This window comes from Nocardia vulneris (assembly GCF_001613425.1).
GTDB lineage: Bacteria > Actinomycetota > Actinomycetes > Mycobacteriales > Mycobacteriaceae > Nocardia > Nocardia vulneris.
Window position 1 is genome coordinate 19,431 of record NZ_BDCI01000010.1, and the last position, 25,104, is coordinate 44,534.

General features: G+C 69.5%; 22 protein-coding genes. 7 read left to right on the forward strand and 15 right to left on the reverse strand.

Annotation, left to right across the window (positions count from 1 at the left end; translation table 11 throughout):
- The first annotated feature begins 46 nt into the window (after positions 1–46).
- Entirely contained in the window at positions 47–826 is a 780-nt protein-coding gene (locus tag NVU01S_RS13455; RefSeq protein ID WP_043671241.1) for an alpha/beta fold hydrolase, read from the forward strand.
- A 119-nt stretch (positions 827–945) separates the two neighbouring features.
- Here the strand turns inward: NVU01S_RS13455 and NVU01S_RS13460 are convergent, their stop codons facing one another.
- Complete coding sequence (locus NVU01S_RS13460; RefSeq protein ID WP_043671244.1) at positions 946–1,491, reverse strand: peptide deformylase; 546 nt, start codon at positions 1,489–1,491, stop codon at positions 946–948.
- Positions 1,492–1,537: 46 nt separating this feature from the next.
- Here NVU01S_RS13460 and NVU01S_RS13465 point away from each other — a divergent pair, with 46 nt between their 5' ends.
- The gene (locus NVU01S_RS13465; protein ID WP_014987692.1) at positions 1,538–2,083 is read left to right on the forward strand and encodes a PadR family transcriptional regulator; all 546 of its coding nucleotides are present in this window, start codon (positions 1,538–1,540) and stop codon (positions 2,081–2,083) included.
- A gap of 14 nt (positions 2,084–2,097) precedes the next feature.
- Here NVU01S_RS13465 and NVU01S_RS13470 read toward each other — a convergent pair whose 3' ends face one another.
- From NVU01S_RS13470 to NVU01S_RS13480, 3 genes are all read right to left on the reverse strand, one after another.
- Positions 2,098–2,757: a class I SAM-dependent methyltransferase gene (locus tag NVU01S_RS13470; RefSeq protein ID WP_043671528.1), complete on the reverse strand. Its 660-nt coding sequence runs from the start codon at positions 2,755–2,757 to the stop codon at positions 2,098–2,100.
- A gap of 61 nt (positions 2,758–2,818) precedes the next feature.
- A complete protein-coding gene (gene ctaD, locus NVU01S_RS13475; RefSeq protein ID WP_209444806.1) occupies positions 2,819–4,594 on the reverse strand; it encodes an aa3-type cytochrome oxidase subunit I in 1,776 nt (591 codons plus the stop codon).
- Positions 4,595–4,810: 216 nt separating this feature from the next.
- Positions 4,811–5,044, reverse strand: coding sequence for a hypothetical protein (locus tag NVU01S_RS13480; RefSeq protein ID WP_156161591.1), 234 nt, complete (start codon positions 5,042–5,044; stop codon positions 4,811–4,813).
- Positions 5,045–5,277: 233 nt separating this feature from the next.
- Between NVU01S_RS13480 and NVU01S_RS13485 the strand changes: the two genes are divergently transcribed.
- Both NVU01S_RS13485 and NVU01S_RS13490 read left to right on the forward strand, forming a co-directional pair.
- Positions 5,278–6,108 (forward strand): mycofactocin-coupled SDR family oxidoreductase, encoded by an 831-nt coding sequence (locus tag NVU01S_RS13485; protein WP_043671249.1) that lies wholly within the window; start codon positions 5,278–5,280, stop codon positions 6,106–6,108.
- A 120-nt stretch (positions 6,109–6,228) separates the two neighbouring features.
- A complete protein-coding gene (locus NVU01S_RS13490) occupies positions 6,229–8,208 on the forward strand; it encodes a bifunctional copper resistance protein CopD/cytochrome c oxidase assembly protein (RefSeq protein WP_043671251.1) in 1,980 nt (659 codons plus the stop codon).
- Between the two features lie 22 nt (positions 8,209–8,230).
- Here NVU01S_RS13490 and NVU01S_RS13495 read toward each other — a convergent pair whose 3' ends face one another.
- Positions 8,231–10,513 (reverse strand): heavy metal translocating P-type ATPase, encoded by a 2,283-nt coding sequence (locus NVU01S_RS13495; RefSeq protein ID WP_043671254.1) that lies wholly within the window; start codon positions 10,511–10,513, stop codon positions 8,231–8,233.
- A gap of 10 nt (positions 10,514–10,523) precedes the next feature.
- Entirely contained in the window at positions 10,524–11,375 is an 852-nt protein-coding gene (locus tag NVU01S_RS13500; protein WP_052280644.1) for a zf-HC2 domain-containing protein, read from the reverse strand.
- A gap of 3 nt (positions 11,376–11,378) precedes the next feature.
- Here NVU01S_RS13500 and sigC point away from each other — a divergent pair, with 3 nt between their 5' ends.
- Both sigC and NVU01S_RS13510 read left to right on the forward strand, forming a co-directional pair.
- Positions 11,379–11,945, forward strand: coding sequence for an RNA polymerase sigma factor SigC (sigC, locus tag NVU01S_RS13505; RefSeq protein WP_014987684.1), 567 nt, complete (start codon positions 11,379–11,381; stop codon positions 11,943–11,945).
- Positions 11,946–12,069: 124 nt separating this feature from the next.
- Positions 12,070–12,798, forward strand: a complete 729-nt coding sequence (locus tag NVU01S_RS13510) for a DUF1206 domain-containing protein (protein ID WP_043671537.1) — start codon at positions 12,070–12,072, stop codon at positions 12,796–12,798.
- Between the two features lie 18 nt (positions 12,799–12,816).
- Here NVU01S_RS13510 and NVU01S_RS13515 read toward each other — a convergent pair whose 3' ends face one another.
- Positions 12,817–13,668, reverse strand: a complete 852-nt coding sequence (locus NVU01S_RS13515; protein ID WP_043671258.1) for a helix-turn-helix transcriptional regulator — start codon at positions 13,666–13,668, stop codon at positions 12,817–12,819.
- A gap of 87 nt (positions 13,669–13,755) precedes the next feature.
- On the opposite strand from NVU01S_RS13515, the gene NVU01S_RS13520 reads away from it, so the two are divergent.
- Positions 13,756–14,538 (forward strand): SDR family NAD(P)-dependent oxidoreductase, encoded by a 783-nt coding sequence (locus tag NVU01S_RS13520; RefSeq protein WP_043671261.1) that lies wholly within the window; start codon positions 13,756–13,758, stop codon positions 14,536–14,538.
- A 13-nt stretch (positions 14,539–14,551) separates the two neighbouring features.
- Here the strand turns inward: NVU01S_RS13520 and NVU01S_RS13525 are convergent, their stop codons facing one another.
- The 8 genes from NVU01S_RS13525 to scoE are packed head-to-tail and all read right to left on the reverse strand — an operon-like array spanning position 14,552 to position 25,021.
- Positions 14,552–15,346: an ABC transporter ATP-binding protein gene (locus tag NVU01S_RS13525; protein WP_043671264.1), complete on the reverse strand. Its 795-nt coding sequence runs from the start codon at positions 15,344–15,346 to the stop codon at positions 14,552–14,554.
- Positions 15,343–16,389: a FecCD family ABC transporter permease gene (locus tag NVU01S_RS13530; RefSeq protein ID WP_082032070.1), complete on the reverse strand. Its 1,047-nt coding sequence runs from the start codon at positions 16,387–16,389 to the stop codon at positions 15,343–15,345. The genes NVU01S_RS13525 and NVU01S_RS13530 overlap by 4 nt, the downstream gene beginning before the upstream one ends.
- Positions 16,386–17,441, reverse strand: a complete 1,056-nt coding sequence (locus NVU01S_RS13535; protein ID WP_043671267.1) for an ABC transporter substrate-binding protein — start codon at positions 17,439–17,441, stop codon at positions 16,386–16,388. Before NVU01S_RS13535 ends, NVU01S_RS13530 begins: the two co-directional genes overlap by 4 nt.
- On the reverse strand, positions 17,435–21,874 hold the full coding sequence (locus NVU01S_RS13540) for a non-ribosomal peptide synthetase (RefSeq protein ID WP_052280645.1): 4,440 nt from the start codon (positions 21,872–21,874) through the stop codon (positions 17,435–17,437). The genes NVU01S_RS13535 and NVU01S_RS13540 overlap by 7 nt, the downstream gene beginning before the upstream one ends.
- Positions 21,838–22,074 carry a phosphopantetheine-binding protein gene (locus NVU01S_RS13545; protein ID WP_043671270.1) on the reverse strand — a complete coding sequence of 79 codons (237 nt, stop codon included), beginning with the start codon at positions 22,072–22,074 and terminating at the stop codon, positions 21,838–21,840. Before NVU01S_RS13545 ends, NVU01S_RS13540 begins: the two co-directional genes overlap by 37 nt.
- On the reverse strand, positions 22,075–23,613 hold the full coding sequence (locus NVU01S_RS13550; protein ID WP_043671273.1) for a long-chain-fatty-acid--CoA ligase: 1,539 nt from the start codon (positions 23,611–23,613) through the stop codon (positions 22,075–22,077).
- A complete protein-coding gene (locus NVU01S_RS13555; RefSeq protein WP_043671276.1) occupies positions 23,610–24,143 on the reverse strand; it encodes an FcoT family thioesterase in 534 nt (177 codons plus the stop codon). The genes NVU01S_RS13550 and NVU01S_RS13555 overlap by 4 nt, the downstream gene beginning before the upstream one ends.
- On the reverse strand, positions 24,140–25,021 hold the full coding sequence (gene scoE, locus NVU01S_RS13560) for a (3R)-3-[(carboxymethyl)amino]fatty acid oxygenase/decarboxylase (RefSeq protein ID WP_244467261.1): 882 nt from the start codon (positions 25,019–25,021) through the stop codon (positions 24,140–24,142). Before scoE ends, NVU01S_RS13555 begins: the two co-directional genes overlap by 4 nt.
- Between the last annotated feature and the right edge of the window lie 83 nt (positions 25,022–25,104).

Here is a 25,104-nt window from a genome sequence, read left to right on the forward strand (position 1 = left end):
TGATTGCCGGTTCCCCGCAGGCGCGCCGTCCGTGCGAGACTCGCTCATGGCCTCCAGCAAGTCACCGCTCGTCCTGCTTCACGGCGTCACCATGTCGGCGCGGGTGTGGGACGAGGTCATCCCGCTGGTCACACCCCACCACGAGGTCTTCGCGCTGACGGCGCTCGGGCACCGGGGCGGCCCACCCGCGCGGCGGCGGCCCGCCACCGTCGCCGATCTCGTCGACGGCGCCGAGCGCATGCTGGACGAGTTCGGGTTGGACCGGCCGCACCTGGCCGGGAACTCGCTCGGCGGCTGGATGGCGATCGAACTCGCCCGGCGTGGCCGGGCGGCCAGTGTGTGCGCGTTGTCGCCGGCCGGGTTCTGGACGGCGGGCACGCACGCGCAATCCGCGGGCGTGACGAAGTTGCGCAGGCTGGCCGCGCTCACCCGGCTCACCCGCACGGTGCAACCACTGGCTTTCCAGGTGCCGCTGGTCCGCCGCTTGGGGATGCGCGACATCGCTTGCCGCGCAGACCGTTTGACGCCGAGTGCGGCCGTGCAGACGGCCCGTGACCTGCTCGACTGCGCGGTCACCGACGATCTGCTGGGCACGGGCGAGCAGGTCGCCCCGCTGGATCCGCTGCCGTGCCCGGTCACCCTGGCGTGGTCGAGCCGCGACGTCATCCTGCCGCCCGAGGTCAACGGCAAGATCGCCCGGGAACGCCTGCCCCAGGCCGACTTCGAGCTGCTCCCCGCGGTCGGCCACGTCCCGATGATCGACGACCCGGCCCTGGTCGCCCGGACGATTCTCGCCACCACGCGAACCCACGCGCCCGACGCCTAGGCCTGACTCGAAGTCGCCTCCGGCGCCGCCACGGCCCAGCTCGCCGCCGGGCTCCTGCTCCGCCTTGCCAGGCGACGAGCTGAACCGCGGAGGCATCCGACCGGATTGCGAGCCAGGACCTATCCCGGCAGCCAACTCCGTCCAGGCCGAACCCACTTGCGGTCCTTGATCATTCGTCGCGCCGCCCGCTGATTCCGGCCGATGAGCCGGTCGAGGTAGAGGTGTCCGGCGAGGTGGTCGGTCTCGTGCTGGAGGCACCGTGCCAGGTAGCCGGTCGCCTCGACGGTGACCGGTGCGCCGTCGATATCCGCTCCGGTGACGCGAGCCCAGTGCGCCCGCCCGGTCGGAAACCATTCGCCGGGCACGGAGAGGCAACCCTCCAGATCGTCGTCGGGATCGGGCATCGTCTCCGGGATCGCCGAGGTCTCCAGCACCGGATTCACGACGCACCCTCGATACCGCGTCGAGCCGTCCACCAGGTCGTAGACGAATACCGCCCGGGGATCGCCGACCTGATTCGCGGCCAGCCCCGCGCCGTTGGCGGCGGTATTGGTCGCGAACAGGTCGTCGACGAAGGCGGCAAGTTCCGCGTCGAAGGTGGCCACCGGCCGGGCCGGTGTGGTCAGTCGCGGGTCACCGGCAATCAGGATCGGTCGAACAGCCATGTCGATCAGAGTACTCAAATACGAGTAGTCGTGACAGACTAGAAGGGTGAACGAGACTCGTCTGTTCGTGCTTGCCGCGCTGGCCAAGAGCGGCCCGATGCACGGTCATCAGTTGCGCCGCGATGCCCGGCTGGATCGCGCGGAACTGTGGTCGCGGGTCAAGCCGGGCTCGCTGTATGGGGCGCTGCATCGAATGGCGGACGAGAACCTGATCCGTCCGCTGCGGACCGAGCAACCCGGCGCACTGCCTGCTCGGACCGTCTACGAGATCACCGACGAGGGCCTGCGGGAGTTGCGCGCACTACGTGACGAAGCGCTCACCGAGGTCGATATCCGGCCCGACCCGGTCGATCTCGCACTGGCGGTCAGTGCCGACCTCGATCGGAAGCTGTTGCGCGGCTACCTCGAAGACCGCATTGCCGCGCTCCGCGCGCACGGCTCCCGGATCGCGCATCACCTGGAGCGGCGCTGGCCCGAGCAGAGCGTGGTCGACGATCTCGTCGTCGACCACGCCGTCATGCGCATCCAGGCCGAGATCGATTGGCACGAAAAGATTCTCGCCAATATCGACGAACTCGGCGACGCCTCCTGACTGGTTGTCCGGGCTCAGTGGCGGCGGATGAGCAGGACGTTGTCCTGGCGGGTACCGGGTACGCCCTCGGGGCTCGGCTGGTCGCGCTCGGCGAGGTCGTCGCGTTCGACGGTCCACTCGGCGGGGTCGAGGCGCAGACCGGCGAGTACCTCAGCGGTGGTGGGGAAGTGGATATCGGCCGGGGGTTCGGTCACCCAGCTCGGCCAATGCGCGTGGCCGACGATGAGCAGTAGGCCGCCGGGGGCCACGGCGCCCGCCGCGCGGGACAGGATGCGCTCGCGCTCGTCGGCCTGCGCGACGGGCGAGTGCAGGTACTGGGCGGAGACGAGGTCGAAGGTCCCGGCCGGGAAGGAGTGCGCGAGATCGACCTGCTGCCAGGTGATTCCGGTGATGCCGAGCTCGGCCGCGTGCGCGCGGGCCCGGCCGAGCGCGGTCTCGGACACGTCGACGCCGGTGACCTGCCAGCCCCGCTGGGCCAACCAGATCGCGTCCGCGCCTTCGGCGCAGCCGAGATCCAGCGCGGTGCCCGCGGGTACCCCGGTGATCTCGCGGACCAGCAAGAAATTGGGATTGCCGGACCAGACGCGCTCGCGCTCCTGGTAGAAGTTCTCCCAGAATTCGACGGTGTCACCGGCCTGATGTGCGCCGACGCCGTGGCTGTGTGTCTCGGTCATGTCCACCACGATCCCCGCGCGGGGCGCTATTGGCAAACTCCTGTTGCCGTTCTGGCAACGATCAATCGGCCCCGCTGCCTGGTTCGCGCTTGGTCAACTCGACTTTCTGGGTGACCGCACGATCTTCGACGAGTGCGGTGCTGCGATGCCCGCCGCTCCATCCGACACTCGCCTCGGTGCGCATCCGCTCGACCATGTGCGGGTAGTGCAGCTCGAAGGCGGGACGCTCGGACCGGATCCGCGGCAGCTCGTAGAAGTTGTGCCGCGGCGGCGGGCAGGTGGTGGCCCACTCCAGCGAGTTGCCGTAGCCCCACGGATCGTCCACGGTGACCACCTCGCCGTACCGATAACTCTTGAACACATTCCAGATGAACGGCAGCATCGACGCCCCGAGCACGAACGCGCCGATCGTGGAAATCATGTTGAGCGTGGTGAATCCGTCGCTGGGCAGGTAATCGGCGTAGCGCCGCGGCATGCCCTCGGCCCCTACCCAGTGCTGCACCAGGAAGGTCAGGTGGAACCCGACGAAGGTGGTCCAGAAATGCCACTTGCCCAGGCGCTCGTCCATCATCCGGCCGGTCATCTTCGGGAACCAGAAGTAGATCCCCGCGAATGTCGCGAACACGATGGTGCCGAACAGCACGTAATGGAAGTGCGCCACCACGAAATACGAGTCGGTGACATGGAAGTCCAGCGGCGGCGACGCGAGGATGACCCCGGACAGACCGCCGAAGAGGAAGGTCACCAGGAACCCGAGCGACCACAGCATCGGTGTCTCGAAGGTCAACTGACCGCGCCACATCGTGAAGATCCAGTTGAAGAACTTCACCCCCGTCGGTACCGCGATCAAGAAGGTCATCAGCGAAAAGAACGGCAGCAGTACCGATCCCGTGGCGTACATGTGGTGCGCCCACACCGCCACCGAGAGCGCGCCGATCGAGATCGTCGCGTAGATCAGCGCGGTATAGCCGAACAGCGGTTTACGGCTGAACACCGGGAAGATCTCGGTGACGATGCCGAAGAACGGCAGCGCGACGATGTACACCTCGGGATGGCCGAAGAACCAGAACAGGTGCTGCCACAGCAGCACGCCGCCGGTGGCGGTGTCGTAGATGTGCCCGCCGAGGTGCCGATCGATCGCGAGCGCGAACAGCGCCGCGGTGAGGATCGGAAAGGCAAGCAGCACAAGGATGCTGGTGATCAGGATGTTCCAGGTGAAGATCGGCATCCGGAACATGATCATGCCGGGCGCGCGCAGGCAGATGATCGTGGTGATCATGTTGACGCCGCCGAGGATGGTGCCGAGGCCGGACAGGATCAACCCCATGATCCACAGGTCGCCGCCCGCGCCGGGCGCGTGCTCGAAGGTGCTGAGTGGCGTGTAACCGGTCCAGCCGAAATCGGCGGGCCCGCCCGGCGTGAGGAAACCCGCCGTCGCGATGCTCGCGCCGAACAGATACAGCCAGTAGCTGAACGCGTTGAGGCGGGGGAAGGCGACGTCGGGCGCGCCGATCTGCAAGGGCAGCACGGCATTTGCGAAACCGAACACGATCGGCGTCGCGTAGAACAGCAGCATGATCGTGCCGTGCATGGTGAACAGCTGGTTGTACTGCTCGGTCGAGAGGAACTGCAACCCGGGCCGGGCCAGCTCGCCGCGCATCAGCAGTGCCATCAGGCCGCCGAGGAAGAAGAAGGTCATCGCGGTGACCAGGTACATGACCCCGAGCACCTTGGGATCGGTGGTCGTGATCATCTTCCAGAGGTAGGAACCCTTCGGCCCGGTGCGGGCCGGATACGGTCGAGTCGCCTGAAGTTGTTCGGTCTGCGTCACACTCACGGCCGCCGCCACCTCCCGAACCGGGGTTCACCTACGGCCGGCGGGACCGGCCTGAGTCAACGTAACCATGTGACGGCGGTCTCACGCCACCTCTTGATCGACTTTGCCGAAGGTTAGCGGCAGGAGTGCGAATAGCGGGCTCTTGCTTGGTATTTGCTGTCAAGGGGAGCGATCGGCGGGACGCGGTGGCGATAGGCCATCGGCATCGACGAGCGGTCAGAGCTCGAGTGGGTCGCGGATGATGATGCCTTCGACGGCGCGCAGCCGATCGGTCATCGTGGCCAGCAGATCGATCGAGTCGGTCGAGAGACCGACCGCGGTGTGGATCAATCTGCGCAGCAGCGGGCTGGCCAGCGCGCTGGCCACGCTGATGTCGTGGTCGATCGGTGTGGTGCCGAGTGGTCGAACGAGCTGGTCGAGATCCACGGTGCAGTACTCACAATCGGTCATCTGGCCCCCTGGGACCATTGTGGGCGCGCTGGGCCGCGCGCCGAAGCGTTGTGCGGTCGGCGAGTTCGATCGCCTGATGCTGCTGCGCACAACGCACTCCCTTCGTCGCTGCATCGACCCAGAACGTTTCGTCCGGTTTTCCGGACGACGGACGGAAAACGACAACGATGCCCCGGGCGGACGTGCAACGATGAGGGGCGGCCGAACAATACCGATCTGGTGAGGGGCCCGGCATGGGGACACTGGACGACAGGGTAGCGGTGATCACGGGCGGTGCCCGAGGTCAGGGCCGGGCGCACGCGCTGGCGCTGGCCACGGCGGGCGCGGACATCGTGATCTGCGATATCGCCGAACAGATCGCCGGCCTGCACTATCCGCTCGCCACCCCCGACGACCTGGCCGAAACCGCGAAGCTGGTGGAGGAGACCGGGCGGCGCTGTGTGCCGCTGCGGGCCGATGTGCGCAGCCAGGCCGAGATGAACGCGGTCGCCCAGCGCGCCATCGATGATTTCGGTCACATCGACATCCTGATCGCGAACGCGGGCATCGCCTCCAACTCGCCGCTCGCGGAGATGGGAGAGCAGATGTGGCAGGACATGATCGAGGTCAACCTCGGCGGCGTCTTCCACAGCTGCCGCGCGGTGGTGCCGCACATGATCGAGCGCCGCTGGGGTCGCGTCGTCGCCACCTCGTCCATAGTGGCGCGGATGGGCGTGCGCAACGCCGGCCATTACGCGGCGGCGAAGTGGGGCGTGCTCGGTCTGGTGAAGTCGCTGGCGCTGGAGGTGGCCGAGCACGGCATCACCGTCAACGCGATACTGCCCGCCGGAGTGGACACCGACATGATCCAGAACCCGGCCACATACCAAATGATGTTGCCGGACAAAGAGAATCCCACCCGCGAGGACGTGATGGAGATGTTCGCCTCGGGTCCGCCCAACGGTGATCTGATCGCACCCGCCGAGGTCGCGGACGCGGTCCTGCTGCTGGTGTCCGACCACGGCAGGCACTTCAACGGCGAAGCGCTGACCATCTCCGGCGGCATGAGCGCCGGCACCGTCTGACGGGCCGCCCGCGGGGCGATTCGTGAGCTGGCTCATACTTGGCGCGCTGCCGGAACTTTCCCTTCCTCGTATCCGACCGGTCCAGCGAGACCTGTTGTGGGTGCGTGGACTTTTCAGAGGATGGTGGACTTCAACGTGCAGGTGAAACGCTCGACAGTCCACCTGGTCCGGTTCGTCACCGCGGTCGTGCTGCTCGCCGTCGTCATCGGCTCGGTGGTCGAGGCGGGCGAACTGCCCTATCGCGCGGCGGGTACCGCCTATCCCGGATTCGCCGACGTCCTCGGGTACGTGCTGTTGCGCGTCGCCGCCGCGCTGGCCGGCGCGACCGCACTCGGCGCGCTGGTCTACGCGGTGTGCTGTACCGCGGTCACCGGACGCGGACGCCTCGATGTCGACGGGTACGCCGGCCTCCGGCTGGCCGAGCGGGCGGGGGTGGTGTGGCTGCTGTCGGCGCTGGCGCTCATCCCGGTGACCGCGGCGAATATCGGCGGCATGACGGTGTCGGGTGTCTTCCGGCTCGGCGCGCTCGGCGCGCTGATCGACGCCGGCGAAAAGCCGAAAGCGTGGATCGTGGTCGCGGTGCTCGCCGCGGTGGTGACGCTCGGCGCGCGAATCATGTTGTCCTGGAACGGCGCGGCGGTGCTGCTGCTGGTGGCGGCGATCGCCGTGCTGCCGCCCGCGATGGTCGGCAACGCGGGGGAGGGCCCCAACCACGACTACGGCACCGGCGCGATGATCATCTTCCAATTGGCGGTCTCGGTGCTGCCCGGTCTGCTGTGGTGCGTCGCGGAACACGGACGCAGGCAAGGCGACAACGTGGGTACGGCGGTGCGCCGGGGCGCGATCATCGGCCTGCTGTGCGTGCTCGCCGCCGCGCTCAGCGGACTGGTGCTGTGGCTGATCCTGCTGCCCTGGTCCGCGGTGTTCAGCACCGGTTACGGCAGGCTGGCGCTGCTGGTCGGCGCGGCCGGTGGGGGGCTCGCGGTCGTGCTGCGGTTCGCGTTCGCGCGCCGCACCGCGCCGGCCGACCGCCGGACGACGCTGCTGATCGCCTGCGGCGCAGCGCTTTCCACGGTGGCGCTGGGCGCGACCGTGGCGATGGCGGTGCAGCCCGCACCCGCCTTCGCCGATCGGTCGTTCACCGCGCAGGAGGTGTTCCTCGGCTTCGACCTGTTCGATCCGCCGAATGTCGCACGGCTGCTGACCCTCTGGCGGTTCGACCTGGTGATCGGCACCGCGGCGGTGGCCGGCATCGTGCTCTACGTGATCGGCGTGGTACGCCTGCGCCGGCGTGGTGACGCCTGGTCGCGGTGGCGGACGCTGTCCTGGGTAAGTGGTTGTGCCGCACTGCTCATCGCGACCTCGTCGGGCATCGGCACCTACGGCTTCGCCATGTTCAGCATGCACATGATCACGCATATGGCGTTGAACATGTTCGTGCCGGTGCTGCTGGTGCTCGGCGCGCCCGTGACCCTGCTGCTGCGCGCCGTCCCCGCGGCGAAGCGCGGCGAGGTGCACGGAGTCCGGGAATGGGTACTGGCCCTGCTGCATTCGCGCCCGACCGCGATCATCGCGCACCCCGCGACCGCGCTGACCCTGTTCGTGATCTCGCTCTACGGGCTGTATTTCACGCCGCTGTTCGAGAGCCTGATCCGCTACCACTGGGGGCACGTGCTGATGAACGTGCACTTCCTGATCGTCGGCTACCTGTACTACTGGGGCATCATCGGCATCGATCCGGGCCCGCGCCGTCTGCCGCATCTGGGCAGGCTCGGGGTGTTGTTCGCGGTCATGCCTTTTCACGCGTTCTTCGGTGTCGCGGTGATGTCGATGAATACGGTCATCGGGTCGCGTTTCTACACCAACCTGCAGTTGCCGTGGAACATCGACCTGCTGGCCGATCAGCGGATGGGCGGTGGCATCGCGTGGGTCTCCGGCGAGGTCCCGGTGCTGCTCGTGGTCGGCGCGCTGCTGACCCAGTGGGCGGCGCAGGACCGCCGCACGGCGGTCCGCACCGACCGCAAGGACGACGAGTACCGCGACTCGGACCTCGAGGCCTACAACGCCATGCTGGAGAAACTGGCCCAGACCCGGCGCTGAGCCCGGCGAAACCGGTTCGGGCTCACCGCGCGAAGCGCACCTTGCGCAGTCGCAAGCTGTTCGACACCACGAAGAACGACGAGAAGGCCATGGCCGCACCGGCGATCAGCGGATTCAGGAAGCCCAGTGCGGCAACCGGAATGGCGAGCACGTTGTAGCCGAACGCCCACACCAGGTTGCCCTTGATGGTGCGCAATGTGGCGTGCGCCAACTCGATCGCGTCGGCGACCGCGCCCAGATCCTCGCGGACCAGGATGACGTCGGCGGCCGCGATCGCGACATCGGTGCCCGCGCCGATCGCCATGCCGAGGTCGGCGGTGGCCAGCGCCGCGCCGTCGTTGATGCCGTCGCCGACCATCACCACCCGGTGCCCCTGCTCCTGCATGCGGGCGATCAGCTCGACCTTGCCCTCCGGCAGCAGTTCGGCGACCACCTCATCGATGCCGATCTCGTCGGCCACCGCCTGCGCGGCGAAGGCGTTGTCGCCGGTGAACATCAGGACGCGCAGCCCGAGCCGGTGCAGCCGGGCGATCGCCGCCGCCGCGGTGTCCTTGACGGTGTCGGCCACCGCGACGACCGCGACGACCGCACCGTCCACCGCGACGAGCACCACGGTGCGCCCGGACTTCTCCTGCCTGCGCACCGCGCGCTGGGCTTCCTGCGGGATCTCGATGCCCTGATCGTCGAACAGCCGTGCCCGGCCGACCAGCACGGTGCGTCCGTCGACGACGCCGCGCGCGCCCAAACCCGGTAGCGCTTCGAAGGATTCGACAGCGGGCAGGTCGTCGTCGAGCTGCTCGCGGGCGTAGCGGGTGAGCGCGGCCGCGACCGCGTGCTCGGAGGCCGCCTCCACCGCGCCGGCCCACCGCAGCACCTCGGCGACTGCGTACGGCGCGTGTTCGGTCACCGCGACGACGCTCATCGCGCCGTTGGTCACGGTGCCGGTCTTGTCCAGCACCACGGTGTCCACGTCGCGGGTGGCCTCCAGGGCCTGGTGGCCTTTGATGAAAATGCCCAGCTGCGCACCACGCCCGGACGCCACCATCAGCGCGGTCGGAATGGCCAGCCCCAGCGCGCACGGGCAGGCCACCACCAGCACCGCCAGCGCGGCCGCGCCCGCGCGATCGGCGCCGGCGCCCGCGATCAGCCAGATCACGAACGTCGCCGCGGTGATCAGGAAGACGAACGGCACGAACACCGCCGACACCCGGTCGGCGATGCGCTGCATGCGCGCCTTGCCGGTCTGCGCCTCTTCGACGAGCCGGATCATGCCCGACAGTTTCGTATCCGCGCCCACCGCTGCGGCTTCCACGATCAGCCGTCCGGTGAGCGCGGTGGTGCCGCCGATCACGGCCGTGCCCGCATGCACGTCGACCGGGATCGACTCACCCGTCATCGCACTGGCGTCGACACTCGATTCACCCGACACGACCAGCCCGTCGGTGGCGATGGTCTCGCCCGGACGCACCACGAAACGCTGCCCCTCGACGAGTTCGCCGATGGGAACCCGCATTTCGCGACCGTCCCGGGTCAGCACGGTCACCTCGCGCGCACCCAGCGCGGCCAGTGCCCGCAGCGCGCTGCCCGCCGACCGTTTGGCCTTGGCCTCGAAATACCGTCCGGCCAAGACAAATGCGGTGACGCCCGCCGCGACCTCCAGGTAGATCGCGTCGCTCGCCCAGATCGCCGCCCAGACGCCGTCGGGCGCGGGGCCGGATCTGTTCGGGTGCAAGAACATGGTGTCCAGCGACCACAGCGTCGCGGTGAGCACACCGACCGAGACCAGCGTGTCCATGCTGGCCGCACCGGCTTTCGCGTTGGCCAGCGCCTTGCGATGGAACGGCGCCGCTGACCAGACCACCACGGGTAGCGCCAGCACCGTGAGCACCACCTGCCAGCCGGTGAAGCGGGTCGAGGGGATGGTGGCGAACATCACCGACAGATCGGCCAGCGGGAAGAACACCATCAGCGCGACCACCAGCCGCCGCAGCAGGCTGCTGACCTCCGCGTCCTCCGGGGCGGCGCTGATCGCCTCGGCCCGGTCGGTCACCGGCGCCGCACCGAAGCCGATCGCGTCGACCTCGGCGCAGAGTTGTTCGGCGGCGATGCCCGCGGCGGCGTCGATGGTGGCGATGCCGGTGGCGTAGTTCACCGAGGCGGTCACGCCGTCGACCTTGTTGAGTTTGCGCTCGATCCGATTCGCGCACGCCGCGCAGCTCATGCCGGTGACGGCGAGCGAGATGCGGGTCGGTTCGGTGGCTGCGGCAGGCTGATCGGGTCGAAGCTGGTCGAGCTCGATGGTCATGAAAGTCCGTTCACGCGGCGGGATCTTGGGTGGAACGCAGGTGGCCGAGGCGACGGCCGAACTGGGCGCCCGGCGGCAACACCAGATCGGCGGGTGCCCGATCGCTGGCCGGTGGCGAGGTTTCGGGGCGGCGGGTGCGATGCACCACCACGACCAGCGCCAGCGCGACGACGAGCACGCCGTGCGAGAGCACCCGCGAGATCGGCACCACGCCGGAGTACAGATCCGCGACGACGAACGCACTCAACGCCGCGACCAGCACGCCGAGTACCGGAAGCACCCCGGAGGCGGCGTGCGGGCGCACCGCGCAGTAGAGGAATCCGATGCCGATGGCCAGGCTCCACGCGGTGCTCTCGTTGAGCAGATGGCGGGTCATCTCGGCGCCGTGGTGATGGCTCATGCCGAAGTCGATCCCGGCGAGCTGCGCCAGGCCCAGCACGCATTGCAGGACACCGAGCGCGCCGAGCGCGACACGCGCCCAGCCGGCGCCTGTGGCGAACGCGACACCGCGCACCCCGGGCACGGCCGCGCGCCATCGCGACAGTCGCGCGCGATCCGGCCGTTCCAGCTCGGCGGCGGCGAAGATCGCATCGGTCAGATCGGGCGCGTACGACGAGGTGTCGCGCAGCCGTTTCGAGGTCTCGACGGCGGCGATGTACCAGGAACAGCACTCGCCGCACTGCTCGAGATGCTCGTCCACGCGCGCCGCGGGAACGGTCTCCCGTTCGCCGTCGATCCGGGCGGACAGAGCCGTCCGGCACTCTTTGCACTCCACGTCCAGATTGTCGTCTACGGAGCCGTCGAAGTTCCCCGGGGTCGCTCGCCGGTTGTCGAGGCCGCCGTGGCGGCGGTTATTGTTCACCTCATGCCCACCCCCGCCGACGACGACGAGACCACCCGCCTGGCGTTGGCGGCGGCTCGCGGCGACCGGCGGGCGTTGGAGAGCTTCATCCGCGCCACGCAGAAGGACGTGTGGCGGCTGCTCGCCCACCTGACCGAGGTCGGCCGGGCCGACGACCTGACCCAGGAGACCTACCTGCGCGCGCTCGGCAGCATCAAGCGTTTCGAGGGCCGCGCCAGCGCGCGCACCTGGCTGCTGTCCATTGCGCGCCGCGTCGTGGTCGATCAGGTGCGGATGGCGGTGGCGCGGCCGAAGATCGCGCACGGGGTGGACTGGGCGGCCGCGGCCGACCGTCAGGTCTCGCGCCGCGACGGCCTCGCCGAGATCGTCGAACTGAACCTGCTGCTCGACGACCTCGCCCCCGAACGCCGGGAGGCGCTCGTGCTCACCCAGGTGCTCGGCCTGTCCTACGCCGAGGCCGCCACCGTGTGCGGCTGCCCGGTCGGCACGGTCCGTTCGCGCGTCGCGCGCGGTCGTGAAGATCTGGTCGCCGCAACCCGATTCGGCATCCGGCGCAGCGCCAACGGCTGAGCCGCCCGGCCGCTACCTCGCCCTTCTCGCCCAGGATCTGTTGGCCGGGAACAACCTTCGCCTCGCGCGCGATGACTCCTGGTGGCCCGCACCGGCTCCGGCCGCCCAAAATTCGCACCGCACCGTGTCAATTCCGGCGAAGTGGGCATTACCGGCGATCGGCACGGCTGAACACGAGCCGGACGGCGGCGGTGTGCTGGCGGCGATCGCGAGCAAACCACTCGGGTATCTGCTGCTGTGGATTCTCGTCTTCGGGTTCGCCGCCTTGGTGGCGTGGCGGGTCACCCAGGTGGCCAGTGCCCGGCGGACCTATTCGGGCGGACACCGGCTCTATGCCGCACTCTCCGGAATCGTCTATGCCCTGGCCTTTTTGGGCACACTGCGGTACGTCGTACACGGCCGGACGCCGAAGCCGAGCGATGCCATCGCCCGTGACCTGACCGCCCGGATCCTGAGCTGGGACGGCGGCCAGGTGGTCGTGCTGCTGCTCGGCCTGGCCGTCATCGCCTTCGGGATCTGGCAGACCGTGCGCGGCCTGCGCCTGGAATTCGTCGACGACCTGCGCATGGGCTGGATGACGCACGGCGCGCGTCAGGCCGCGATCTGGCTCGGCCGCATCGGTTACGTCGCGCGCGGTGTCGTCGTGCTCGGTATCGGGCTCGCCGCCGTCGTCGCGGCGTTGAACTATGACCCGGCCGAGGCCAAGGGCGTCGACGCGGTCCTGCGCGATTTCGCCGAAATGCCTTTCGGCCCTTGGTTGCTCATCCTGGTCGCGCTCGGCCTGATGGCGTTCGGCGCGCTGTCCTTCCTGGAGGCCAAGCACCGCCGCACCTACGGCGGCGTCCCGGTCTGAGCATCGGACCGGTACGGCTCAGCGGGTGGCGTCCATCCGCTGCGTCCCGATCACGGACAGCAGACGCAGCGCCTCTTCGGCGGAGGATCCCGGTGCGGCGGTATAGATCACGACGCGCTGGTCCCGGTCCGAGATGTCGAGGACGTCGCAGTTGACGGCGACCGGGCCGACCAGGGGATGGTCGAAGATCTTGCAGAGCGTGGGTTTCGCGCAGACGTCATGATCGGTCCACAGCGCCTCGAATTCCGCACTGCCCGTGCGGAGTTCGTGCACCAGCTCGACCACCTCGGGATCGTCGGGGTAACGGGCCGCAGTGGCGCGCAGGACGTGGGCCGCGCTGCGCGCGAATTCGTCGGCGTCGGACACTCCGTACAACCGCCGCCCCGCCACCTGCGGGCCGAGGAAGGCGCGCCGGACCAGGTTGCGGTCGCGGCGCGAGAGCGCGGAGAAGTCCTCCAGCAGAGCGGCGGCCAGATCGTTCCACGCGATCACCTCGTAGGTGGCCGACAGCACGACCGCGGCCGCCTGCGGCAGCCGCTGCAGCAGATCGAGGATGCTCTGCCGTACCTCGCGCGACGGACCGGCGGCAGGGCCGGGCGGTGCGCCCGCCAGGTGGTGCAGGTGGTCGCGCTCGGCGTCCGAAAGCCGTAACGCCCGGGCCAGCCCCGCCAGCACCTCGCGCGACGGACGTGGACCGCGAGCCTGTTCCAGGCGCGTGTAGTACTCAGTGGAGATGAAGGCCAGCTGCGCGGCCTCCTCGCGGCGCAGGCCGGGCGTGCGACGGCGGGAGCCCGCGGGCAGCCCCACGTCGGCCGGGGTGATCCGCTCCCGTCTGCTGCGCAGGAAGTCCGCGAGTTCTCGTCTGTCCACGCCTCCAGTGTGCTCGAGCGCCGCCGTACCGAGCCAGGTACACCCGGTACCTGGCTCGGCCGCGGGCCCGGCCCGAGGGTTGACGCCATGGACAACACACAGATCGCCGGAGCGGATCTCCTGGCCGACAAGGTCGCCTTCGTCACCGGTGCCGGACGCGGGATCGGCGCCGCCGCGGCGCGGCTGTTCGCCAGGGAAGGGGCCCGGGTGCTGCTCGCGGCGCGGACGGAGACACAGCTCGAAGCGGTGACCGAGGACATCGCCGCGGCGGGCGGCACCGCCGACTACGTGGTGTGCGACCTCGCCGATCCGGCCGCCGTACGGGCCGCCGTCGCGCATGCCGTCGATCGGTACGGGCGACTCGACGTCGCCTTCAACAACGGCGCGGCCGGCGTGCCGCCCGGCCCGATGGACCAGGCGCGGGAAGCCGACTTCGACCATGTCTACGACGTGAACCTGAAGGGCACGTGGGTGGCCATGGTCGCCGAGATCGAAGCCATCCGGGCCACCGCGGGGACGGGCGCGATCGTCAACACCTCGAGCGTCGGCAGCCTGATGGGCAACCCCGAACTTCCGGCCTACGGTGCCACGAAGGCGGGCGTCAACAGCCTCACCGTGAGCGCGGCCGTCACGTACGGCCCGGAAGGCATCCGCGTCAACGCCATCGCGCCGGGCACCACCTCGACGGAGATGCTGCACGACTGGGATGCGCAGTCCCCAGGCGTCATCGAGCGGCTCAACGCCGTCACGCCGCTGCGCCGGGCCGCCGACCCCGACGAAATCGCCCAGGCCGCAGCCTGGTTGCTCAGTGACCGGGCCTCCTACGTCACCGGCACGGTGCTGCGCGTCGACGGCGGCATGCGCGCCTGACCCGCCACGGGTCTCATGAGTCGGCCAAAGGCTTTGCCGCGTAGTGCAATCGAATGACGCCGTCCTCGTGCCGGGCGGTGGTGGCGAGCACGCCGAAGACCTTGCGGAGCAGGGCGGGGGTCATCACGTCGAGCACCTCGCCCGCGGCGACGACCGCGCCGCGGTCGAGCACGACCAGCTGATCACAGTGGCGGACCGCGAGATCCAGCTCGTGCAGGACGGCGAGGGTGGTGATGCCGGTCGAGCGGATCAGGTCGAGCAGCTCGAATCGGGCACGGACGTCGAGGTGGTTGGTCAGTTCGTCGAGCACCAGCAGCCGGGGCTGCTGCGCCAGCGCCCGGGCGAGCAGCACGCGCTGGCGTTCACCGCCGGAGAGAGAACCGATGGTGCGCTCGGCGTAGGCGGTGACGCCGGTGCGCGCCATCGCGTCCGTGACGGCCGACTGGTCGCCCGCGGTGTCCCTGCTGAACAGCGAGTGGTGCGGATTGCGGCCGAGCCGCACCACCTCGTGCACGGTGAGTTCGGTTGCCCCGGAGCCGTTCTGCAGCACCGCCGCGGTGGTGCGGGCCGCCGCCCGGATCGACATCGCGCCGATATCGGCACCGTCGACGGCGACGACGCCGCTGCTGGGTGCCAGCGATCGATAGATCGTGCGCAGCAGGGTGGTCTTGCCGCTGCCGTTCGGCCCGACGATGCCCACCACCGCCCCGGGCGCTGCGTGCAACGTCACCCCGTCGAGCACCGCGGCCTCGCCGAAGGTGACCCGCACGCCGGTCACCGACAATTCGGCGGCCGGTCGCGCGCTCATTGCAGACCGCCGTTGCGACGCAGCAGCCACAGGAAGAACGGCGCGCCGAACGCCGCCGTGAAGATGCCGAGCGGCAGCTCGTTGGGGGCGTCGACCGTGCGCGAAAGCAGGTCCACCGCAACCAGATACGCGGCTCCGATCAGCGCGGAGAGGGGAAGTACCCGCCGGTGGTCCAGGCCGAACGCCAGCCGCACCACATGCGGGATCACCAGGCCGACGAAGCCGATCCCGCCCGCGGCGGCGATCAGGACGCCGGTCAACAGCGCGGAGAGCACGAGCAGCAGGATCCGCAGCGTCCGCACGTCGACGCCCAGCGCGGTCGCCTGCTCGTCACCGGTGCCGAGCACGTTGAGCCGGCGCCCGAACGCCAGCACCACCGCGACGGTCACCAGCACGACCACGGTGACCGGGCCGAGCCGATCCCACCGCGCCCCCGCCACGCTGCCCATCGTCCAGAACATCACCGTGCGCAGCTCGTTCGGCGTCGCGCGCAGTTGCAGATAGTTCGTGGCCGCCAGCAGCAGATAGCCCACCGCCACACCCGCGAGGACCAGTCGAGTGGGCGCCAGCCTGCCGCGCTGCTGGCCGAGCAGGAACACCACCGCGATGGTGGCGATCGCGCCACAGAACGCCGCGGTGGACACCCCGACGCCGCCGAGCGCGCCGCCGGCGGTGACGATCACGATGACCGCGCCGAGCGAAGCCCCGGACGACAGGCCGAGCACGTACGGGTCCGCCAGCGGATTGTTCACCAGCGCTTGCAGTATCACCCCCGCCACCGCGAGTCCGCAGCCGCACAGCGCGGCCAGCAGCACCCGCGGCAGCCGGTAGCTCCAGACGATCTGATCGACGGTGAAGCCGACATCGGCTGTCCCTCCGGACAAATGGGCGACGATCACGCGGCCGGTGTCGGCCGCGGACACGGTCACCGACCCCACCGCGATCGACAGCACCGTCACCGCGAGCAATACCGCGGCCGCGCCGCCCAGCGCGATCGGCAGCGGCACCCTGGCCAGTGGCGGCCGGGGGCTGGTTCGCGTCACCGGAACTGCTCGGGGTGCACCAGTTTCGCGATGCGCCCCACCGCCACGTCGTTGCTCGGGCCGAGGTAGATCGAATCCGCCAGTACCGCATAGCTTCCGGTCGCGGCAGCCGGCCACTGCGGGAACTGCGCGAGAATCCGTTTCGCGACCGCGTCGATATCGGGGCTGCGGTAGTTCACCACGACCAGCCCGTCGATGGGCGTCGCGGCGAGCTGCTCCTTGCTGATCGTCACGAACGTGGTGCCGTCGGTCCGCTCGAACGGATTCACCCCACCCGCTTTACCGATGACGTCGTTCCAGATGCCGCCCGCCGCGATCGCCGAGAAGTCGGAATCGTCGCCGCCCATGCCCATCCCGGCGAAGACGAGCAGGACGTTTTTCTTCGGCTGCCCGGCCACCCGGGCGGTGGTCGCCGCGACGGCGCGCTGCGAATCGGTGATGAGCCGATCGGCCCGGCCCGGCACGTCGAAGATGGCCCCGAGGTCGCGCAGCAGGGCGTAGCTGTCCTCGATCGTCGGCGTGCCGGTGACCGCCCCCGTGACGCCGCAGTTGGCCCTGGGCACATAGGTATTCGCACCGGCGGCGGCCAGCTCGTCCCTGGTGGCGAAGCCCTGGTCGGCGGCGAAACCGCCGCCGCCGGTGGAGATCACGAGATCGGGCCGCTGGTTCAGCATGGCCTCCCGGGGAATGTCCTGCAGGCTGTTCGGGGTGATGTTCCCGGTGGGGAGCGCATCGATCGCGGCGGCGCGGCCGGGCACGTCGGAATTGCCGTAGGACTGGGCGTTGGCCACTACCCGGTCGGCCACGCCGAGCGCGAGCAGCGCCGACACCTCGCCGACCGAACCGCCGTTCATCACCACGACGCGTTTCGGGGCCGCGGTGAATGTGTAGCTCTTTCCACAGTTCTCCAGGGACAGCGGGTATTTCGTGACGCCTTCGGTCGCCGCGGACGCGGGCCGGGTATCGGTGGCATCGGTCACCGACGTGGTGCAGGCGGTCGCGGCGAGCACGCTCGCCGCGAGTACCGGCAGCAGTGCGTGTTTGATCAGCATGGGTGCCTCTTCGATGGTTGCGCGCCGACCGGGACCGCGGGCGGCGGGAGGAAACGGGTCCGAATCAGGTAGTCGACGCCGGCCCGCACCGCGGACAGCGAATCCGGTTGCGGTAGGGCGGCATCCGCCAGGGCGGCGCGAGTATTCGTGCGGCTGTAGCGGACGGCGGCACCCGGCCGTGCCAGATGTGCGGCGTGTGCGCGGGCGATGGTCAGGGCGTGATCGCCCTGCGCCGAAGCCTGATCCGCCAGTGCGGTCAAACGGTTGTGCCAGTCTGTCGCGGGGACGGTGGCGATCGGATAGCCGGATTCGCGCAGCACCGCGACGATCGCCGCGAAGGGCAGCGGCTGCTCGCTGGTCAGATGGAATGTCCGACCGGTGGGCCGGTGCGTCACCAAATGGGCGATGGCAGCGGCCGCCCAATCCACCGGGACCACGTCTACCGTGCCCGTCCGGTACAGCTCGTCGGGCACCGCCTCGAGCACGACCATCGCGCGCAGCAGACTCCAGAAGGCGTCGTCCGGGCCGGACGCGCCGGACCCGGAGTGTCCGCCGATCCGGCCCGGCCGGGTCACCGTCACCGGCACACCGCGCGCGGCGGCGGCATACAGCAGCCCCTCCGCCACCCACTTGCTCGCGACATAGCCGTTGGGCGGCAACGACGTCGCGGTCACCCGGCGGTCCTCGCTCAGCACCGCCGGATTTCCGTCCACCGCGAAGGCGGTGTCGACGGAGGAGACGAAATGCACCGAGGTGGCGGTGCCGGTGCAGGCCAGCCGCAGAATGCGTGCGGTCCCTTCGACATTCGCCGGACGCAGCCTGGCGTAGGGCTCGAAGTGATGGACACGAGCGCCGTTGTGCACGATGGTGTCCACGGTGTCGGCCAGCTCCCGGTAGCGCGCGGGGGACAGGCCGAGCAGCGGCTCGGCGAGATCGCCTGCGAGCGGGACGATCCGGGATTCGCGCCGGGCAGATCCCGGGCGCGACAGATCTGCCGGGCGCGGTGCCTCCGCCCGGTCGCGAAGTCCGTAGCGCGCGAGGGTGTCCCGGAGCCGGGTCGTCGCGGCGGCGTCGTCCTGCGCTCGGACGAGGCAGTACACCCGCAGGTCGGTGTGTTCCAGCAGCGCTGCGAGCAGGAACGCACCGAGGAACCCGGTCGCACCGGTGAGCAGTGCGACCCGAGGCGGTGTCGACGCCTCGCCGATCGCGACGAGGTCGTCGACCAGGTGCACGTCCTCTTCTAGATCGGCGGTGCTCCAGGGCAATTCATCGGCTGATCGGCCCGACTCGAGCCGCTCGGCCAATCCGGCGACGGTCGGTGTGTCGAACATGGTGCGCAGATCCCAGCGCACACCGAAGGCGGCCCGCACCCCGTTGAGCACCCGGGCCGCGCGCAGCGAATGCCCACCGCGCGCGAAGAAGTCGTCCTCGATGCCGATCGAATCGAGCTCCAGCGCCTCGGCGAACAACCGCACCAGCGTCTGCTCCGCGGGCGTGCGGGCGGGCCGTTCGGCGGCAGCGGCGGCCGGCGGTGCGGGCAGCGCCGCCCGGTCCAGCTTGCCGTTGGCGGTGTGCGGCAGGCGCGGCAGCTCGAGATATATCGACGGCACCATGTAGTCGGGCAGCCGTGCCGCGAGGTACAGCCGCAGCGTGCGCGGGTCCGGCAGCGCCGCGCCCGCCGTGGGCACCACATAGGCGACGAGCACCTCCGCGTGTACCCGCACCGCCGCGCCGCCGACGCCGGGGTGGGCGGCCACTGCGGCTTCGACCTCGCCGACCTCGATTCGATAGCCGCGCAACGACATCTGGGTATCGCCGCGTCCGAGGTAAGCCAAGCCCCCGCTGGGCTGCCGGCGCACCAGATCGCCGGTGCGATAAAGCCGCCCGCCCTTCGGCTCGAACGGGTCCGCGACGAATCTCGCGGCGGTCGTGCCGGATTCGCCGAGATAGCCCTGCCCGACAGGTAGGCCGCCGACATACAGTTCGCCCACCACCCCGGGCGGTACCGGCCGCAGCATCGGATCGAGCACGTGACACCGCCCGTTGCTGACCGGCCCGCCGATGGACGGCGCGGCGTGCGCGGCGATCGTGGTCCAGCTGGCGTCGACGGTGCACTCGGTCGGTCCGTAGAGGTTGTAGACCGAGATCTCCGGCTCGGCGCGCAATTCGGACCACAGGGCCGCGTCGGTCGCCTCGCCGCCGAGCGCGAGCACTGCGGGCCGGTGCGGCCCGGTGAGCAGTCCCGCCGCGAGCAGCTCGCGCGCGAAAGTCGGTGTGATATCGAGGAAGTCGATGCGTTGCGCGCGGATGTAGCGGACCAGCGCGTCGGGGTCGCGCCGCAGCTCGTCATCGATGACGTGCAGTTCGTGGCCCGCCAGCAGCCAGAGCAGGCCCTCCCACGCGGTATCGAAGGTCATCGACGCGGTGAGCGCCGCCCGCATCCGCCTGCCACCGCACGCCGCCACCGCGGGCTCGATCAGGTGCTCGCGATGGTGGTGGTAGAGGTTGCGGACGGATCGGTGCGAGAGCACCGTGGCCTTGGGTGTGCCCGTGGTGCCGGAGGTGTGGATCACCCACGCCGGATGATCGGGATGCAGGAGCGGCGTGACCTTCTCCGCGGTGGCCGCAGCGAGGTCGTCGACCAGCACCGCTCGATCGGCGAGTGTGGCGGGGAGCAGGGAAGTCAGTGCGGTCGTGGTGAGTATCGCGCCGAGTTCGGTTCGGCCGCAAAGCCCGTCGAGCAGCAGGGCGGTGCGGGCGGCGGGTTGTCCCGGGTCCACTGGGACATAGACCGCGCCGCAGGCCAGTACCGCGAAGACCGCGGCGATCGCCTCGCCGGTGCGCGGGAGCAGCACCGCCACGGCGCTGCCGGGACGCGTCCCCGCCGCCGTCAGCGCGGCCTGCAATCGATCTGCCCGCGTGGCGAGTTCGCCGTAGGACAGGGTTTCCCGGCGTCCGTCGCCACCGGTGGCGACGATCGCCGTCGCCGTTGTCGACCGCAGGGTCTGCGCTGCCAGCACTTCGTGCACCAGGTGCTCCGGCCAACGGCGCTCGGGCCCAAAGCTGTCGGCGTGCAGTGCTGCACGTTCGCCCGGCAGGAACAGATCGATCGCGGCGAGCGGGCGGTCGGGCGCGGTCAGCACGCGACGCAGGAACGTGGTGAATCGTCGCAGATGAGTAGCGAGTTCGGCCGCGGTGTAGGAGCCCGGATGACCGTCGAGGTACAGCGTGGGCGGGTGGCCGTCGCCGCGGTCGTAGAGGTTGAACACCAGATCGTCGATCATCCCGGCGGTGACGTTGTGCACCGTGCTCGCGCACGCGCCGAAGCGCAGGTCGTAGTCGAACAGCATGATGTTGACCGAGGGCCCGTACATGCTGCGATCGGTGCCGACCAGGCCCAGGTCGCGACGCACCTGCTCGCTCCGATACCGCTGGTGGCGCCGGCCGCGGATCAGGTCGCGGGCGACCCGGCCGGTGAGCGTGGTCAGCGTGGGTTCGCCCGCGAATTCGGTCCACAGCGCGACGCCGTTGAGCGTCATACACGGCACCCGTAGCGCGGGAGTACCGGTGCGCAGCATGACCGGCAGCGCGAGGCATACCTCGGCCGCTCCGGTCATCCGGTGGACGTAGGCGGCGATGGCCGTGGTGAGCACGTCGGTCCAGTTCGCGCGGGCGGTCTCGGCGACCCGGCGCAACAGCGCGACCGTCTCCTCGTCCAGCGCGGTGAACTCCCGCAGTGTCCGGCCCGCGCTGCTCGGCGCGTGCGGTGTGGCCCCGGACAGCGTCACCGGGGCCGGGCGGTCGCCGAGATAGTCGAGCCAGTACGCCCGGTCGCGCTCGATCTCCGGTGATTCGGCATACGCCGCGTCCGCCGCGATCACCGCGTCCCAGGATCCGAAAGCATAGGGCGGCGTGGGCGTTCCGGCGAGCCGCGCAGTGTACAGTTCCGCGACGCGGCGCGCGATCAACGCCATGCCGTAGCCGTCGAGCAGGATGTGGTGCACGCGGTGATACCAGAGGGTGCGGTGCGGCCCGAGCCGGAAGATGATGTGCGCGAACAACTCGTCGCCGGTGAGGTCGCGCGGCTCGGCCACGTCGCGGTCCATCAGCGCGCGGGCGGCCGCCAGCGGGTCCGGCGCGTCCGAGACGTCCACCACCTGCACCGCCTGATCCGGTGTGTGCTCGAGTTGACGCGGGCCGTCGGCCACGAAGCGAGTCCGCAGTACTTCGGTCTCGGCTACCGCGGCGCGGATGGCGGCCACCAGTGCGTCCAGCGCTAGCGGGCCGGAAATGTCCACGTACTCGGCGATATTGAACGCCGACGACGCCGGGTCCAGCTGTTGGCCGAGCCAGACGCCGAGCTGGGCGGCGGTGAGCGGCCGCCCTTGCGGCGAGCTCACCGCATCGGCCGCGGTGCGAGCAACGGCCACCACGCGCCGAGGGTGGGGTGCTCGGCCAGATCGACGAATGCCGGTGCGGCGCCGCGCTTCTTCCACCGTTCGATGAGTCCCATCAGCCGTACGGAGTCCAGCCCGGCGGCGAACAAATCCTCGGTGTCGGTGAGCTCGTCCGGTTCGAGATAGAGCACGTCGGCGATGTCCGCACGCACCGCGGCGTAGGTCAGTGGTTCCATTCAATTCACCTGTCTGTCCCGCTCGGCCCAGAACCGATCGCGCAGCTGCCAGCGCATGATCTTGCCGCTGGGATTGCGGGGCACGGCGGGGATCATTTCGAAGCGGGTCGGAATCTTGAACCACGCCAGGTGTTCCCGGCAGAACGTCATCAGCTCACGCACCCGTACCTCGGTGCCGGGCCGGCACGCGACGAACGCGTGCACCGATTCGCCGAACACGTCGTCGGGCACGCCGATCACCGCCGAGTCCGCCACGGCCGGATGTCGGGCGAGGACGTTCTCGATCTCGGCGGGATAGATGTTCTCACCACCCACGATGATCATGTCCTTCAACCGATCTCGGATATAGAGGTAGCCGTCGGCGTCGACATATCCGGCGTCGCCGGTGTGGATCCAGCCGTCGATCAACGTCTGGCTCGTGGCCTCGGGCAGTTGCCAATAGCCGAGCATGGCGGCGGGGGAGCGCAGGCAGATCTCGCCGACTTCCCCGGGCGGTCGCGCGGTCCCGGCGGCATCGATGATCCGCACGGACACACCGGGATACGGCCGTCCCGCGGCGGCCAGCCGGGGATTGCCCGGCACATGATCCCGCGGCGGCAGGCAGATCGCGGTGTTCCCGGTTTCGGTCAGGCCGTAGATCTGTGCGAACTCGGCGTCGAAGAGCTCGAGCGCCTCGCGCAACAGGGTCTCGGAAATCGGTGATCCCCCATAGACCACCTTGCGCACCGACTCGACCGCCGCCGGGCTGATCGCGGGCTCGGACATGATCAGCCGCAGCATCGACGGGACGACACACATGGTGGTGATCCCGGTCTGCGCGATCAGTGCCAGCGCGGTGCCGCTGTCGAACCGCGGCATCGCGACATTGGTGACGCCCGCCGCGAAACCCTGCATGGCCCACCAGATTCCGCCGACGTGGAAGCCCGGAATGCCGATCAGGCTGCGGTCGCCCGCGCGGAAGTCGATCCAGTCCAGCCCCGCGTCGGCCAGCGCGTCGGCGATGGCGAAGAAGCTGCGCTGCGCCAGCACAACGCCTTTGGGCAGGCCGGTGGTGCCGCTGGTATAGAGCTGGATCACCGCATCGTCGCGGCCGCCGACCGCGGCGCCCGGTGCCGGCTCGGCGGGACCGGCCAGCCAGCTCGCGAACTCGTCGCCACCCAGGTCGACGATGTGGGCGTGCGGCGCGGCGGCCCGCGCGATCTCCGCGGTGTCGGCGTCGACCAGCACCACCGTGCTGCCCGAGTCGCCGATGATGTGCTCGACCTCCGGCGCGGTCAACCGGAAATTGATCGGGACCAGCACCGCCGCGAGTCGCGCGCAGGCGAAGAACAGCGCGTAGTAGTCGACGGATTCCTTACCCAGGTAGGCCACCCTGTCGTCCGCGCCGATGCCGGCGGTACTCAGCGCGCGGGCGAGCCGGATGCTGTCGGCGCGCAGCTGTGCATAGTCGAGTTCTCTTCCAGCACAGGAGATCGCGACCGTTTCGGGGCGGTGCGCCGCGTGTTCTTCGAGAATCGACGTCACCGTGCGGACACTCATCGCGCGGCTCCCAGTGCACGGGCCGCGTCGACGACCGCCAACCGGACGACGCCCGCACAGTGGCCGCCGTGGTCGTCCCAGCAGCGGAACGAGGTGTCCAACGCGGTGAACGGCGCGCCGTCGAGCGAGCTCGTGCGCTCCCGGCTGTCGTCGAGGGTGAACTCACCGGAGAAGCGGCGTGGGTCGATCGGCCTGCGGAAATCGCTGTGGAAGCGGGTGATCAGAATGTCCGGCAGCTGGCGGCGCCAGAAATCGTCCATCGTCCACCCGGCGAAAACGCCGAGCTGCTCGCGCACCATGACCGCGATGGTCTGATAGAGCATCTGGTTGTAGCAGATGTTCACCTCGACCGAGTTGAGGTGGCCGGTCGCGTCGATATAGCAGGATTCGGGGATCTCGAAAGTGCCGGTGGCGGTGACCTTCTCGCCCGACCGGACCTCGAGCGCACGCAGATAACGGCAGTGCGGCTTGTAACAGTGCAGGACCTGCGCCAGCAGCAACGGATCGTCCGGGAACACCCGATCGGTCATGCCGGCACACCCGGTTCGTCGTCGTACACCGTGACCCGATGCGAGACCGCGGGCTCGGCGGTGGCGTTGTGCAGTGCCCGGTGCACCATGGCGCGGTTGTCCCAGATCAGCAGATCACCCCGCTCGAAGGTCTGCAGCCGGATCGCCGGATGCGTGCCGGTCTCGTCGAGTTGGCCGGTGACGCTGAGTAATTCGCGCAGCAGGTCGGGGCGGTCGGTCCCGTCCCGGTCGGTGATCGAGGTCGTGAAGCCCTCGCTGATGTAGAGCACCGGCTCCCCGGTGTGGGGGTGCGGATGCACGGTGGGCAGGTGCACCGGCGGTGTTTTGGCCTCGATTTCGGCGAGCACCTCGGAAATGGGCCGATAGACATCGCTCGGCCGGATCTTGAAGTAGCGGGCGACGCTGTGGGTGGCGACCGTGCCCGTGAGCGCGCGCTGCAACTCGGGGCTGAGCCCGCGATAGGCGGCTACCAGATCGAGAAAGTAGGTGCCCCGGCTGTGCTGGGGCACCACCTGGGGCAGGATGAAGGTCAGGTCGAACGGGCGGGGCATGAACCCGTAGTCCGAATGCCAGAACTTCCCGGTCTTGGGCACGCCGACGCGCTGCGGACCGGTACCGACATTGGACGATACGAATACCTCGGGCACCTCGGGGTGGTGGTAGATCGGCTCGTAGTACCGCACCGGTTCGCCGAAACCGCGTGCCAGCGCGAGGAATTGGTGCGGGTCGAGGTTGTCGATGCCCTTGAGCACGGCGATGCGCTCGCGGTACACCGCCCGCTTGACCGCACGGATGTCTTCCTGCGATGCGGGATCGAAGTCCTCGATCACCACACCGAAATCTCCCTGCGGGCTGATCCGCATGGCTGTTCGCTGCATGACCACTTAGTCGGCCCACTACAGCCGGTAGTTCCCGGCAATTTCGACCGATTCGTCCCATCGTGTGCGGTTGCTGTGACCTG

What these genes read in the sequence shown, in the direction of transcription:
- scoE (WP_244467261.1), bottom strand. Translation starts at nt 25,021, where the DNA reads ATGCAGCGAACAGCCATGCGGATCAGCCCGCAGGGAGATTTCGGTGTG.
- NVU01S_RS13470 (WP_043671528.1), bottom strand. Translation starts at nt 2,757, where the DNA reads ATGACCGAGACACACAGCCACGGCGTCGGCGCACATCAGGCCGGTGAC.
- NVU01S_RS13520 (WP_043671261.1), top strand. Translation starts at nt 13,756, where the DNA reads ATGGACAACACACAGATCGCCGGAGCGGATCTCCTGGCCGACAAGGTC.
- NVU01S_RS13460 (WP_043671244.1), bottom strand. Translation starts at nt 1,491, where the DNA reads ATGGCTGTTCGACCGATCCTGATTGCCGGTGACCCGCGACTGACCACA.
- sigC (WP_014987684.1), top strand. Translation starts at nt 11,379, where the DNA reads ATGCCCACCCCCGCCGACGACGACGAGACCACCCGCCTGGCGTTGGCG.
- NVU01S_RS13485 (WP_043671249.1), top strand. Translation starts at nt 5,278, where the DNA reads ATGGGGACACTGGACGACAGGGTAGCGGTGATCACGGGCGGTGCCCGA.
- NVU01S_RS13455 (WP_043671241.1), top strand. Translation starts at nt 47, where the DNA reads ATGGCCTCCAGCAAGTCACCGCTCGTCCTGCTTCACGGCGTCACCATG.
- NVU01S_RS13550 (WP_043671273.1), bottom strand. Translation starts at nt 23,613, where the DNA reads ATGAGTGTCCGCACGGTGACGTCGATTCTCGAAGAACACGCGGCGCAC.
- NVU01S_RS13495 (WP_043671254.1), bottom strand. Translation starts at nt 10,513, where the DNA reads ATGACCATCGAGCTCGACCAGCTTCGACCCGATCAGCCTGCCGCAGCC.
- NVU01S_RS13480 (WP_156161591.1), bottom strand. Translation starts at nt 5,044, where the DNA reads ATGACCGATTGTGAGTACTGCACCGTGGATCTCGACCAGCTCGTTCGA.
- NVU01S_RS13535 (WP_043671267.1), bottom strand. Translation starts at nt 17,441, where the DNA reads ATGCTGATCAAACACGCACTGCTGCCGGTACTCGCGGCGAGCGTGCTC.
- NVU01S_RS13525 (WP_043671264.1), bottom strand. Translation starts at nt 15,346, where the DNA reads ATGAGCGCGCGACCGGCCGCCGAATTGTCGGTGACCGGCGTGCGGGTC.
- NVU01S_RS13545 (WP_043671270.1), bottom strand. Translation starts at nt 22,074, where the DNA reads ATGGAACCACTGACCTACGCCGCGGTGCGTGCGGACATCGCCGACGTG.
- NVU01S_RS13490 (WP_043671251.1), top strand. Translation starts at nt 6,229, where the DNA reads ATGGTGGACTTCAACGTGCAGGTGAAACGCTCGACAGTCCACCTGGTC.
- NVU01S_RS13555 (WP_043671276.1), bottom strand. Translation starts at nt 24,143, where the DNA reads ATGACCGATCGGGTGTTCCCGGACGATCCGTTGCTGCTGGCGCAGGTC.